The organism is Microcella sp., assembly GCF_051860105.1.
GTDB lineage: Bacteria > Actinomycetota > Actinomycetes > Actinomycetales > Microbacteriaceae > Microcella.
The window spans coordinates 21,687-34,814 of sequence record NZ_JBHYEO010000010.1 but is presented as its reverse complement, the minus strand read 5'-3'; the positions used below and the strand labels follow the sequence as shown (position 1 = coordinate 34,814).

The window sequence follows — 13,128 nt, the reverse complement described above, 5'->3', positions numbered from 1 at the left end:
TGAGCGCGATGCGGCACGTCGAAGAATGCTAAGTCTGGAACTCGTCGTTCCTCCGGCGGCACTTCGCGGCAGACGGGCGACATTGTTGATGTCATATCATTTACGACATCGGCCGAGAGCAGCCAGTCATCCTTGCGATCTCAAGTCAGTACGACGCTGAAGGAGGGCAAGGCCCCATGTTCTCCCAGGTGCCCGTCTCCAACTTGCCGTGGACCAGCAAATGAGCTGGACGGTCTCGGGGCGGTCCGCGAGTGTCGGCAAAGAGTGGGCCCGTCATCTCTTCTATGGTCCCGACTCCGATGGCGAGACGCCGCTATTGACGTTGAAGTCGCTGCTCTCGCAGGTCGGGAGGGATCTCGTCGAAGGACTCGACACTGCCGCGGCGGAAATCGAATCGTTGAGCGTCCTTGCGGGAGCGCAGTCAACCCTCGACCCCACTGTCACCCGTTTGCGAGATGCCGAAGCGCGCCTTCAACTCGTTCTCGACCAGATCGCGGAGAGAGATGTTGATCTACCGTTCCGGGTCGTACTCATGGGACGCACCAAGGCTGGAAAGAGCACGCTTTTCGAGTATCTGTCCGGCGGTTCAGGAGACCTGGTAGGGGATGGTCGTCAGAGGTTCACCAGGCATGCCCAGCGACGGGAGGCCTTGGCTCTCGGTATCGAGATTGTCGACACGCCTGGCGTTGGGGCGCATGACGGTGAAGAGGACTACGCGGCCGCCTTTGCGGAAGTCGCGAACGCGGACCTAGTTCTCTGGGTGGCCCCAACTCAGGCCACTCAAGCCGAGACCGGTGAGGCCCTCGAACGACTGGCTGACATGGGGAAGCCGATTCTTGTGGCACTGAACTGTCTCAAGGATGTCACCAACGAGGATGGACTCCTCGACTTTGTGGAAGAGCCGGAGCTCGTATTCGGCGGTGACGCTGAAGGGAATCTCGCGCCAATCCGACGACACCTTGCACGGGCGGGTGGCATGTATTTACACGCCGTCCCTTTCCACGCGCAGGCGGCTCTCCTTTCCGTGGGGGGTGGGTTGGACGAGCAGTTGTCGGCAGTTCTGCGCACCAACAGTCGGATTGACGCGCTTGTTTCAGCGTTGGCCGACCAGCGGGATCGCACCGCGACTCAGCGACGCGTGGTCAGTTTGTTTGACGCCGCTCAAATCGAGCTAACGGAAACATCCAGTGCTCTTGTTGGCGAAACGTGGGCCCTCCAGGCGGCATACGAGGCAATGGTCGGGAGCCGCGAGAGCTTCCGGATCCGTGCACTTCGAAGGGTTCAGGATGCAGCCGACGAACTGGAGGGAACCTTCACCTCAGAAGTCAGATCCCGGGAGCGGTGGATTGAGGAGGTCGACGTAGATCAGCCTGCTAAAGAGATCAATCGCCGTTGGGCGGAGGAAGTCGACACTCTTCGAGTCCGCCTGGCGCAGGCCGCAACTTCGATCGGGGATCGACTGGTGGAGGACTTGAGGACGATCGCAATAGACGTTGCGGAGGACTGGGCGCACTTTGAATCTGGAGGATTCAAGAACCTCGGTCTTCGCGGTGCGATCTGGGGAAACCGTGCGGTGAAAGCAGGGGGTCGAGTCTTGGTGGGCATCGCAGGCACGATTGGAGGCGCGAAAGTCGGGGCCCTGATCGGCACCTTTCTTGGGCCCGGGGTTGGAAATGCCGTCGGGCTTGTGCTTGGCGCCGTGATCGGCCTCGTCGCCTCACTGCTGGGGGTGAACCGTCTGATCGACTGGATTGGTGACCGCGCGTTCACCTCTCCAACCGAGCTTCACACGCGACGTAGGAAGCGCATGAGAGAGCAGCTCTCTCCGCTCCTCACACAGCTTGAACTTGACCTTGGTTCGGCGGCGATGAGGGTGCGTGAAGACTGGACAGCGGCAGTCCAGTTCGAGCTTTCGCGCCAGTCGAGGGTCATGGCTGCGTTGCCACGTGCAATTGCGAAACTAGAGAAGGCAGCTGAGAAGATCGAGTCCGGAATCGGTGTACTGGACGCAGAGCTGAGCCGCGAAATCTTGAAGCTGACCGGACGCAGTCGGAACGCGGACTCTGTGCGCAAGGCAACACGATGGCGCGGTGCAGGCTACGTAGTTGACGTGGCGGAGCCGTGTTACAGCGAGCTCGTGTTGTTCCCTCCGTCTGAGGCCGTGGAACGGATCATGCCGGTCTGGGTCGGTGATGCTCCGGCAACGCAGGCGCTTCACATCATGCGAAACCTCTCGGAGCAGGAGATCACGGTCAAGCACATGGATGAAGACCGCTTGGTGCTTTCCTATCCGGACCCCTTGCCCTCAGGAGTACGGGAGGCGTGGGAGTCGCTGGCCCGTGCGCACACAGGCATTCACGTACGAATCGATGAAGGAGACCGACAGTGACTCACATGCTCGTCCACGAACTTGCCACCGAAGGCAATGACCTCATAGTCCGTCTCCGGACGGTGCTTTCGCGCCAGCCGGGGCCGATCGCGTCGGATCTCCTTGCGAGGGCGAAGTCGGAACCGCGCGAGAAGCCCATGATGGTGCTCACCGGCCAATACAGCAGTGGGAAGTCCAAACTCATTGAAGCGCTCACGGACGGAGCAGTTCGGCCCATCAGTCACGCTGATATTGCGACCGACGAAGTGACGCCATATGAGTGGGATGGCGCTGTTGTTCTCGTCGACACGCCGGGCGTGAAGTCGGGGCTCAGGGAGCACGATGACAAGGCGAGGGCGGCCGTGGGGGATGCTGACTTCATTCTGTTTGTAGTGAACGTGGGCCTTCTCGACAATGCGGCAAGTGAGTATCTTCGGCGCATCACAATTGACTTGCGGCTTCACGGCCAAACGATCGTGGTCATCACTCAATCTGGAATGCAGTCGGCGGCTCCGGGGATCCGAGAAAACGAAGTCCACGGAGCTCTAGGCACCAGTTCGTTCACGCTCCCCATCGTGGAGGTGGACTCGGTTTACTACCTGAGAAGTCTTGAAGGGGGCCCCAGGTCGGAGCAGTTGCGAGCCCGATCAGGGATCGACTCATTACGTAGTGCGATCAATACCATCAGCGTGGCGCGTGGCGATCTTGCCCAGCTGAGGCAACCGATCCACCTTGTCCGTCAACTGTGTGACGAAGCACAGGAGCTCTTTGTACCGGATGACAACTCCAAATTGGCGTTGAGCCTGCTTGCGAGTCAGCATGCGGCCGCGGCCGAGCGGCGCAACATGATCGATCATCTCTTCAAGTCAGCAGAGGACACCTTCAAGTCAGCCTGCCGCGTAGACGTGATCGGATTCGTGGACACCGCGACGAGCGTCCCGGCAGACGATGCCGAGGCGCGATTGATCTTGGCCGAAGCGAAAGAACGACTCGCAGATGCTCTGGGTCGCCACGCCCAACAGTTCGCCGACGTCGTCAATCGCTTGGTCGAGGTTCAGACCACGAAACTGACCGAGCAGCTACTTGAAATCGAGCAAGGCAACAGGGCGGGTCAACTCCTGATGGCAGCAGGGGAAATCATCCTTGACGGACCCGTCGAGCTAGACACAGAGACAGGGCGCTCAGCGGGACGTCAGAGGCCGCAAGAGCGTGCATCACGCGAGATTGACTTGACCCGGGTGGTGGAGCAACTCAAGCAAGGCCGGACATGGTGGGGTGCCGGTGACGGGGTACGCAACTCGGCTGGCACCGCCGGCCACAAGATGGTCAAGGAGGTCGGCCACGTCGTCTTCGACAAGAAGTTCGCGCCGTGGGAAGCAGTGAAGATCGCTGACAAGATCGGCAAGGCCGTAAAGGTGGCTGGCTTCGTGGTGCAGATCGGAAGCGCCGGGTACGAAATCTGGAGAGATGAGCGCGAAGCGCGACGTACCCAGGTAGCGGGCGACCGGCAGCACGCCGCGTTCGTCACCGAGATCATGGGGCACGCGGACAGGATTTCCGCGAACGCGCGTAGTCAACTCGCCAGCGTAGTCGACCCGCGAATGGAGGCATTGATCGACGGGATCCGAGCGGCGCAGGAGTCGATCATCGGCGCGGATGAAGCGCGTAGCGATGCAGGGCGAGAGATCGCCGCTATCTCTGCAGAGGCAGACCGATTGCTCGCCGAAAGCTCTGACCTCAGCGCGGTGGAAAGGGATACAAGCGACCAGGCAGGGACAGGCTAGAAGCGCCGGGTGACCACCAACTGTCCGCCAACAAGACCTACGCCCGATGCATTACACGGTCAGCAGGATCACACTGGGGGCAACCCATGGACTTGCGACGATGGTCAACGGTCTGCTCGTACTCATGCCCGCTCGCAATGCACTTCCACCAGAACAGCTTGTCGATCGACATCAGCTCACTGGCGCTGGCCGAGTTCTTGTGGGGATGCCATTCGAGAACGAGTTCGGGGTCGGTAGTCGCGAGATCGTTGACGCCGGGGGCGAACTCACGCTTGCTGCACATTCCGCACCGGTAGTTGGCCCGGGTTCGACGCTCGATGCGGGACTCAAACGCGTGGCCTCGCGGACATAGCCACCAGGCGGTCTCTCGTGACCCGAAGCTGAAGTGCTCAGGCTTCCGCTGATGGTTGCGCCACGGGTGCCACTCATTCGCGACCTCAGGGTGCGTGTCAACGATGCTCTGCTTTGAAGCCCTCAGGCCGTCTTCCGTGCACGTCAGGCATCCCTTTCCGGCAACGCGGTCGACGATGCGCCTCTGGTAGCGGTGTCCGCTGGGGCAGCGGAAGGACGTGATGTGATCGGATGCCTTAGAGAGGAGGGCCGGAGCGAAGTCATCGTCGATCTCCCCCGCGATCTCTGGATGGGTCGTCATCAAATCGTTCACGCCGGCGACGATCAACCGGTTCATGCAGACGGGGCATCGTGACTTGTTGATGTGTCGATTGCTCGGCGTGGCAGCGAATGGGTGTCCGTGTGCGCACCGCCACCACCGCTTCTCGGAGCTGCCAGCGGCGAAATTCTCGGGCATTGCGCCTCCGTTTGCTTCTGCATCCCATTCCGACACGAGTCGAGGCGCGAGGGTGTAGATGTCGTTGATGCCGGGGCGTACGCCATGCCCGCAGGTCTGGCAGGCGCCGAATCGGCGTCGGTTGGCGGCGGTGAGTAGAAGGTGCCCGTTGCCGCAGGCCGTGCGGTATTTGGCGTGCTCGTCCGGGTCGAGTTGCAGCAGGTGGTGCTGCACTTCGAAGTCGACCGCGTCTTCCAGCGTGACGTTGACGGCAGTGAGGAATCCGCTGAACGACTCGAACGGCGCGGCAGCCACCGACGAGCTGGCGAGCAGCTCGGGCGCGATCGGGAAAGCGTGGGCCCATGGCTCGGGGATGGGGCCGCCTCGATGCCGGCTGAGGTGGATCGACGCGAACACGACCCGCAGGGAGAGCCAGAGAGCTCGGACCACTTCTTGGTTCGAGGTGTGTAGCGCAACGACCTCGGCAAGCAGCCGATGCGCGTCGGCGTAGGTGATGCTCGGGTCGAGCAGACGGGCCAAGAATGCGCAGCTGGTCACCGATTGGAGAATGCGAACGGCCAGCGGAAAGGCCGCAGATTGAGCGGACCAATCAGGGGCGAGCGTGCGAAGGAGGACCAGGAAAATGCGGTGCTCATAGCGGCCGTCGCGGTGCACGCGGCGTAGCTGTCGTTCTGCAGTGAGCAGTTCGGGGCTCACGGGCCGTTGGGGCACGGCGTCGAAGCCCACCCATCGACGGTGACGTCGACAGACGGGTGAGTCGACGTGGGCATGCTGCTCAACAACGGCGCCGTGAGAGCAGTGGGTGCAGAGTCTTCGTGCCGGCGTGAGTTCAGCGCATTGGCCGCAGTGGCCGCCGTCGCGGTGGGTGATCAGCCCGCCTACTGGTGCTTCGAGGTGCAGCTCTCCGCGGCCCGTCTTCGCAGCGAGCACCTCAAGCCAGGTGACGGATTCTGAGCCCTCTGCATCGTGGGCGCGCATCAGGCGTTTGGGCAGGCCGGGGTCTTCGTGGTTGGCCAGCAGGAGTCGGCGTGTGTAGCTGTCGATCGTCTCGCGGTGAAGTGGGCGGACGGAGAAGGGGAAGGTGCGTTCGGCTGGCATCAGCTGAAGTCGATGTCTGGTTCGAGAAGCTTTTCGGTCGCACGGCGGCGGGCCTCTGCTGTGTGGTCCACGCGGATGGTTTCCAGAAGCGCTTGGGTGATCACCTCGGGCAGCTCCCGGTTCGTGATGGCTTCGATCGCGGCGCTACTGAGCAGTCGGCTGAGGCTGCCGACTGATCCGCTGGTGCGCTCGTACAGGTAGCCGCGCATCTCCGGAATGGAACCAGACGGGTGCTCGGTGAGAAGCAGCTCTCGCTCGTACGAGGCGAGGAGCTTGACCCAGTCGCCTCTCTCTGTGTCGTGGGGCAGGTACGGGAGCATCTGGAGGGCCTCGAACCGGCTGGCGATCTGTTGTCCGCGGGTGCCGGCAAGGAGGTTGCCGCTGAGCAGGTCGATGCCGGCGTAGACGAAGGTTGCGGCGACGTCGTTGTGCAGGCTCTTCAGCACATCGACCGAGTCGCCGTTGCCGACATTGCGGTGGGCGAGGTTGTGCAGTTCATCGACCACGATCAGCTGCGTGCCGGCGTCGTGCAGGGTGTCGATCACGCGTTTTCGGATGCTGTCCATCGACTCGCTATTGCGCACGCTGAGACCGAAGAAGTCGGCGAAGGTGCGCATGAGCAGCTTCGCGGTGGAGGCTGCAGGCACTTCGATGTAGACGATCGGGATGCGGTTGTGGGCTTCGAAGTCGGGGAACTGTTTGCAGTACTGCAGGAACGTGTACTGCATCAGTGCCTTGGTGGTGGTGGTCTTGCCGACAGTGGAGTTGCCGGAGATCATCAGGCCCGTGTGACCGGAGTTGCGGCCGACGTTGGCGGCGAAGCTCCGGACCAGCATCTTCTTGGCCGTCATCAGGTACGGCGTGTTGATGAGGATGCCTCCGGAGAGGTGCACGATGCGCTGCCGGTTGTACTCAGCCCGAGCCGGCTCGCTGAGCGCCGCGAGCTGCTCCCGGTTGAGCAGTTCTGGTCGCCTCGGCGGGTTCTGGAGGTACTGCATGAGCCCTTCGCGTTGGTTCAGGGTGGCGGGTCGATCGATGGAGTGGAAGAACATGGTCAGTCCTTTGCTGGGTCGAAGACGTCGTAGCCGTCGAGGTCGGTCGGAAGCGGTGCCCACTCGTGCGGAGCACGGGCGGGTGAGGGCAGAGGCGGCTGGTGGATCGGGACGCCGGCGAGTGCGGCACCTTCTCGGGCGATCTTGGTGCGCTCCGTTTCCTCGTACTCGTCGCTGGCCGGCTCCGCGCTGTCGGGGTCTTCGTCGAACAGCCAACGGGAGTCGTCGAACTCCGTCGAGTAGGGGTGAACTGCCAGGTGTGCGTTGCGCTCCGTGCAAGGAATCAGTTCGCCGTCAGTGGCGACCAGCCACACGGTCTGCCAGTTGTACGGGTCGTAGTGCACCGCCCAGCGGCCACCCCGAGAGGGGATGCTGCTCTTGGCACCGCGCAGCGGGTGCAGCAGGTCGGAGTCATAGAAGCGCTTTCCGAGTTGGATCCCTGTGGATCCGATCGCGCGATGCTCGATGGGGAGTAGTTCGATGTAGTCGCGCTCCGTCAGCGGAAGGCTCAGAGTCGTGGTGATGCCGGCCGCCACAGCAATCATCTGATTGGGCGAGCGCTTGATCGTCGGCTCGTACCGATCCGTCAGGCCCTCATGAGGACGGTTCTGCCACACGTGCGCAACGAAGTCGTCGAACAGTTCGTACAGCGACCACAGGTCCAGCAGTGTGTCGTTCTCGACCTTGTAGCCGCGGTCGACTGGGCTCTTACCGACGTAGCCCGGCAGGTACTGCACGAACAGCGTGTTGATCGAGCTGAAAGTGCGCTCGACGTGCGGCTTATCGGTGGGGGTGTGGGGGGCGGAGAGGGTGACATCGATGCCGAACTTCTTCAACGCGGATGTGAACGTGCCGCTGACGTAGTCCCTGCCGTTGTCGATCGTGACCGCCCGGGGGAACACGTGCGGTGCTGAGCGGCGTGCCCGCTCATGCTCCTGCTCGCCGAGCAGAGCCAAGTGCGGGAACCGTGCGCGCACGGCAGCACGATGCTCGGTGCGGGACGGCCGGTTCTCGAACGGGGTGAGCGCTTGCGCCAGCAGCACTGCGTGGTCGACACCCTTCGTGGCGGTCAACCGCAATGTCCACGCCAAAATGCTGCGCGTCGCCACATCGAGCATGATCGTCAGCGTGGGTCGCTCCGGGCCGTCAGCGCCCTGAATCAACACGTCCAGCTTGGTGGAGTCGATCTGAATCTGCGCGCCGGGAAGAAGCATGCTGGCGTCGGCAAAGGTGCGCTTGGGGCGGTTCGCCTGCGAACGCCTGGTGGTGGCGCGGCCGGTCGTGTGGCGGCCAGCGTCAAGGATCTCGACGTAGCGGTACATCGTCGCGCGTGACGGCATCTCGGGAGCGTCGGCGCCGTAGGTGCGCAGCAGCATGGCCCTGGTTTGGTTGATGATGCGGGACTTCGTGCCGGACGACTTCTGAGCTTGAGCGGCCATGACCTGACACAACGCTTCGTGTACTCGTTCATCCAGTCGGTCCACCGGTCCGTGGGCGCGCGTGGCGCGACCGTCGATGAGGCCGACCACACCGCAGGTGCGATACTCCTTGAGCTTTCGCATGACCGTTGCCCGCGACACGGAGCGGCCGTGGTGGACGGCGAGCTCCTTGATCTTCTCGGCCACGCGCTGTTCTTGACTTGTGGCGGACGGGTCGTACTGCGGTCGCATCTCGCCGTTGCGGCCGAGACCGGTTTCGATCTCGACCAGATGCTGCTCCCAACTGAAGGCGTGGTCGCGGGCAGCGTCTGGCACTACCTCGATCGACCGCGGCGAGATGGTGTAGCTGTGGGCACCGACGAGGCGCCGCGATAGCTCCCACACGGGCATGTCGACCGGCTCTCCCGGGTGGTGGGGCCGGAGTCGAATCCAGTTGCCGGCGCGCTGCACCGCGTCGTACACGCCGGTGTCGAGTTGAAGCGGCTCGGTCAGGTCTACTTCACGCATCATGGGACACCTCGATCACGGATGAGTCGGACAGGCGGATGCCGGGTGCGGTGTGGAGGGTGCGCAGCCACAGCAGGTGGAAGATGCCGGCGCGGCCGTGAGGCATGTTGCCGGGTTGCAGGGCGGCTGCGGCGATAGCCAGCGAACCGGGCAAACAGGGCAGCAGTCGTCTCACGGCGGCGCGGTCGGGGTGGAAGCCGGGGTGCTTGAACTGGCGAATCCACTGCAAGTTGATCTCGTCGATGGGATCGAAGTCGGTGAGAACGCGGTATCCCCAGCCGACTCGATCGCACATGGCCTTCGTCCGGGCGAACTGGTCGAGGTACTTCTCCGTCAGGTACTTCGTCGGCTTTACGTCGTACAAGACCTGCCGGTGCGAGTCGTGCAAGGCGAGGAAGTCGGGGTAGTGCTCGGTCCCGTCATCGAACTGCACTTTCATCGGTTGGCTTGAGATCGCCAGCACACCCGTGCCCTGATCGAGGGCGGCCAGTTGCGAGGCTTCGAACTTGGATTCGCACCACACGTGGCTGGAGGTCTGGGAGAAGTAGTACCAGCCGTGGTAGTTGCGCTGGCGCGGGTAGTGATTGCCGCGACGCATCGGTTCGGCCAAGTAGAGCTCGCGATCCAGCAAGGCCGAGTCGGCATTGGCGCGCTGGAGTTGGCCCGTGGCATCGAGCCACGATACGGATGCGCGACCGCTGAACTTCTGTGCGCGCAAGGCGACGACTGCGGTGGGGTTGGGGTTCACGTTTTCGTTCACGCAATGTCTATGCGCGGCATCGCCTCGTCCGGAGGCCATTCTTGAGATCAAGTGATACCGAAGGCGAAGACCCCGTCACCTCGGCGATTGCGGAGAAGGCTCCAACCTCCGCTTGGCGGTTACCCTGAGTCCAGGTCAGCGGTCCCTGGCGAAGATCGTCGCCGCCTCGCAGTGGTTGGCTACTTGTGTGCGGCGGGTGCGGTCAGGCCACGAGCTCAACCGCCGGCTAGGGGTCGCGCCAGGGTAACCGGGCAGGGATCGGCTGGCACGATAGCGTGGTGGTTCAAGCCCACGCCGGAAGGATCTGCTGCTGTCTGCCCGAGCACCCCAGCCGAGCGACTGGATGACGCTCCTCACCTCTGAGGAGATTGACAACGCGGTCATCGCTTTGTCAACGATCGCCATCGACGCGTACCGCAGCGGCGCGATCGCGCAGCCCACGTTTGAGGATCTAAATCGACTGACGTCGAACAGACTGAACGACCGGTGGCGGCGCATCCAGTACTGCCTCACGACTCGGGAACTCGTGTTCCACCGCCGCCACAAACACAATAGGTATTCGACAACAGAATTGCCCCGTGAGCTCAGCGGACACCACTCACCCGAGGTCGATATCTTCGCCGCAACAATGCACCGAATGGCCAGCGAAGAAGGGGTAGGTACCACTCGCGACAGTCGCGTGAGCAGTCCTGTCGACATCGGGGACGACGATTGGGGAGAGCTCCGAGACCAGTATGAGCAGCGCATCGAAGAGTTCCTCGCGCCGTTCGAGCAACAGATCGAAGACAGCCGCGAGCGCCATTTCGCTGAGCAAGCAGCCGAGCAAGCTGCTGCAGAAGCAGCCCGAGCAGCGCTCATTCGCAGCCGACCGGCCCCGGCTCCGCAACCGCTGCCGTACGGAGCGTCGCCTCGCGGCGCGGAACTCCTTGTTGTCGAATGGATGCGCCACCTCGGCTTCCTTGACGCTCAAGCAACACCCGAACGTGCAGACGGAGGCATCGACGCCACTTCTGAAACCGCCGTTGCGCAGGTGAAGCACTACAAGGGCAAGGTCAGCGTGGTTGAGGTTCGAGAGCTGTTCGGCGTCGCCGCATCCCGCGGCATGCGCGCCCTCTTCTTCACCAGCGCGGGTTACACAGCCGAAGCCATCGCCTTCGCAACCGCAACCGAAATGCCCTTATTCGTCTACAGTGCCGAGCTTGGCACTCTGCGCGGGATGACGGCGCCGGCGACCGCGCTCTTGTAGGTGGCACGTGGCCGTCCAGCGTGTCGAAGTCCCGGAGACGACCAGCAACCGGTCACGTCTTTCGCAGCAACTAGGGCGACCATGGCCGAATGGTCCGCAGAAGACATGGTCTTCTCGTAGCGGCAACCTTTCGGCCGGGAAGACTGACTAGGTGGAAGAGTCGACAGCGCGACAGTGGCACGCCTTCGCCAACTTCTTCCCCTTGATGGATCAGCATGCGCTTGGTGAGTTGACCCAGTCGATTCGCGCACATGGGCTACGCGAACAGATCGTCCTCGATACTTCGGGCGCGATTGTCGATGGCCGGAACCGATTCCTCGCCTGCCAGGCCGCAGGTGTTCAACCGCGGTTCGTCACGACGACCCGTTCAGAGAGCGAGCTGTTGGCGTGGGTTGTCGACATCAATCTGCACCGACGCCACCTCACCGAAAGCCAACGAGCCGTGGTCGCAGCCCGCCTGGCCACCTTTGGACACGGCGGCGCACGCGCGACACAAGCGGCACACGCGCCGCTTGATCAGGTCACACAACGGCAAGCAGCCGACAAGTTGGGGGTGTCGGAGCGCAGCGTTCGCGACGGCCGCGTCCTACTGGAACACGGTCCAGAAGACATGCTTCACGACGTCGAGGCTGGCATCCTGGCGATCCGAACAGCTGCCGAGCTGATCCGCGCGGCCGGTAAAGACCGCGTGCTCGCGGCGGAGTACTACCGGATGCGTCGGTCTTCTCGGTCGCAGGAGTGGTACACACCCAAAGATCTCCTTCATAGGATCGAGTCGTTCCTGGGCGCGATCGACTTGGACCCCGCCTCGAACTCACACGAGGCTCCTTGGGTGCCAGCGAAGACCCACTTCACTGCCAGCGACGACGGGCTGGCGCACGCGTGGCGGGGTCGAGTGTTCCTGAACCCCCCATTTGATCGGTCGCCGCGGCAGTGGGTGCAGAAGCTTCACGACCATCACCTAGCGGGAGATGTCCCCGAAGCGATTGCGTTGCTTCCTGCTCGGACGAACACTCAGTGGATGCGCGTTCTGGCGCCCTATCCAAGATGCTTCTTGTGGGGTCGACTGCGGTTCAGCGATTCGGCTGGTGAGGCTCAGTTCCCATCGGTGTTGATCTATCTCGGAGGCCGGACGGAAGCATTCGCCTCCCACTTTGGTGAAGTCGGCGACGTGTACGCGCACGTGACCTCGCCGACTGTCTAGTGTCTAGACGCTCCGGCCAAGCAAATAGTCAGTAGATGTGGCGGTTGTCGGCCGCTTCGAGCGCCGCGTTCCAGAGGGTCTCGGCGTTGTCGGCGTTCCGAACGAAGAAGTCGGCAATGTCACGGGCGTCACCGTCGTGCACGATGTCGAACGCTTCGAACATGAGGCGGCTCGACTCGGTGAGAACTCCGCTGTAGTAGTACTGGTCCGAAAGGTGAACCACTCCGCCAGCGGCCGCGATCTCTTCTCGCATGAAGCTGGCGGAATGGGGCAAGCCCGCACTGGTCGTGAAGCTCAAGCCCTCGTTCTTCGCGACGCTGTTCCACAACCGCACCCGCTCGCGCCGAGTGCCAATCTTCTTCGCATCGACGTGGTCGGCGAGGTCATCCGGTTTGGTTTGAGCCTCAACGCTCACGACCGGCACCTCCGACTGCACAGGAGGCGACGCTGATGCGGACAACGAAGCTCGCACGAGCTGCATGAAGTTCTCGACAGCCGTGGTGACTGCGACGCCGCAGGGACACAGGTCCCCTGTTTCTCGGTGCGGGCAGGCCTGCGCGGCGTCGCTGGCGAGCACGTATTCCTTGAACAGCAGACGGCGGGCTTCGCGCTGGGCGAGCTGGCTGTTGGACTCGTTCACGGTGTTCTCCTGTCTATCGGGACGAATTTCGTCCGTCGAGATTCCCTATGCGCGGCATGACGTCCTTGTCGAGCAACTTGCCTCACGCTGTGCGCCGCGCATCAAGTGGGCGATGTCCCGTGACTGAGGAATCAGGCCGACAACGGGCTTTGGCGATGGCCAAGTTGGAGCCGATCGGCTGATGCCGCGCATAGGGACGCCGGGTGCACCTTGCACTCGGAA

9 protein-coding genes are annotated in these 13,128 nt (G+C 62.8%); 4 read left to right on the top strand and 5 right to left on the bottom strand.

What is annotated here, in order from left to right; genetic code table 11:
- Positions 1–220: 220 nt before the first annotated feature.
- Together ACTIE9_RS07395 and ACTIE9_RS07390 are read left to right on the top strand one after the other, a co-directional pair.
- A complete protein-coding gene (locus tag ACTIE9_RS07395; protein WP_439564942.1) occupies positions 221–2,389 on the top strand; it encodes a GTPase in 2,169 nt (722 codons plus the stop codon).
- 5 nt (positions 2,390–2,394) lie between these two features.
- Positions 2,395–4,152 (top strand): GTPase, encoded by a 1,758-nt coding sequence (locus ACTIE9_RS07390; RefSeq protein ID WP_439564941.1) that lies wholly within the window; start codon positions 2,395–2,397, stop codon positions 4,150–4,152.
- A gap of 37 nt (positions 4,153–4,189) precedes the next feature.
- Here ACTIE9_RS07390 and ACTIE9_RS07385 read toward each other — a convergent pair whose 3' ends face one another.
- From ACTIE9_RS07385 to ACTIE9_RS07370, 4 genes are read right to left on the bottom strand one after another with little or no spacing between them, the layout of a single operon-like run.
- Positions 4,190–6,058: a zinc-ribbon domain-containing protein gene (locus ACTIE9_RS07385; RefSeq protein WP_439564940.1), complete on the bottom strand. Its 1,869-nt coding sequence runs from the start codon at positions 6,056–6,058 to the stop codon at positions 4,190–4,192.
- Positions 6,058–7,110: a TniB family NTP-binding protein gene (locus ACTIE9_RS07380; protein ID WP_439564939.1), complete on the bottom strand. Its 1,053-nt coding sequence runs from the start codon at positions 7,108–7,110 to the stop codon at positions 6,058–6,060. Before ACTIE9_RS07380 ends, ACTIE9_RS07385 begins: the two co-directional genes overlap by 1 nt.
- 2 nt (positions 7,111–7,112) lie before the next feature.
- Positions 7,113–9,059, bottom strand: coding sequence for a hypothetical protein (locus tag ACTIE9_RS07375; protein WP_439564938.1), 1,947 nt, complete (start codon positions 9,057–9,059; stop codon positions 7,113–7,115).
- On the bottom strand, positions 9,049–9,816 hold the full coding sequence (locus ACTIE9_RS07370) for a TnsA-like heteromeric transposase endonuclease subunit (RefSeq protein WP_439564937.1): 768 nt from the start codon (positions 9,814–9,816) through the stop codon (positions 9,049–9,051). The genes ACTIE9_RS07375 and ACTIE9_RS07370 overlap by 11 nt, the downstream gene beginning before the upstream one ends.
- 343 nt (positions 9,817–10,159) lie before the next feature.
- Here ACTIE9_RS07370 and ACTIE9_RS07365 point away from each other — a divergent pair, with 343 nt between their 5' ends.
- Both ACTIE9_RS07365 and ACTIE9_RS07360 read left to right on the top strand, forming a co-directional pair.
- Positions 10,160–11,062, top strand: coding sequence for a restriction endonuclease (locus tag ACTIE9_RS07365; RefSeq protein ID WP_439564936.1), 903 nt, complete (start codon positions 10,160–10,162; stop codon positions 11,060–11,062).
- A gap of 151 nt (positions 11,063–11,213) precedes the next feature.
- Entirely contained in the window at positions 11,214–12,266 is a 1,053-nt protein-coding gene (locus ACTIE9_RS07360) for a DNA N-6-adenine-methyltransferase (protein WP_439564935.1), read from the top strand.
- 28 nt (positions 12,267–12,294) lie between these two features.
- Here ACTIE9_RS07360 and ACTIE9_RS07355 read toward each other — a convergent pair whose 3' ends face one another.
- Positions 12,295–12,906, bottom strand: coding sequence for a hypothetical protein (locus tag ACTIE9_RS07355; RefSeq protein ID WP_439564934.1), 612 nt, complete (start codon positions 12,904–12,906; stop codon positions 12,295–12,297).
- Between the last annotated feature and the right edge of the window lie 222 nt (positions 12,907–13,128).

Excerpts from the sequence above, each read along its gene's own strand:
- ACTIE9_RS07395 (WP_439564942.1), top strand. The coding sequence starts at position 221 with ATGAGCTGGACGGTCTCGGGGCGGTCCGCGAGTGTCGGCAAAGAGTGG.
- ACTIE9_RS07385 (WP_439564940.1), bottom strand. The coding sequence starts at position 6,058 with ATGCCAGCCGAACGCACCTTCCCCTTCTCCGTCCGCCCACTTCACCGC.
- ACTIE9_RS07390 (WP_439564941.1), top strand. The coding sequence starts at position 2,395 with ATGCTCGTCCACGAACTTGCCACCGAAGGCAATGACCTCATAGTCCGT.
- ACTIE9_RS07380 (WP_439564939.1), bottom strand. The coding sequence starts at position 7,110 with ATGTTCTTCCACTCCATCGATCGACCCGCCACCCTGAACCAACGCGAA.
- ACTIE9_RS07375 (WP_439564938.1), bottom strand. The coding sequence starts at position 9,059 with ATGATGCGTGAAGTAGACCTGACCGAGCCGCTTCAACTCGACACCGGC.
- ACTIE9_RS07365 (WP_439564936.1), top strand. The coding sequence starts at position 10,160 with ATGACGCTCCTCACCTCTGAGGAGATTGACAACGCGGTCATCGCTTTG.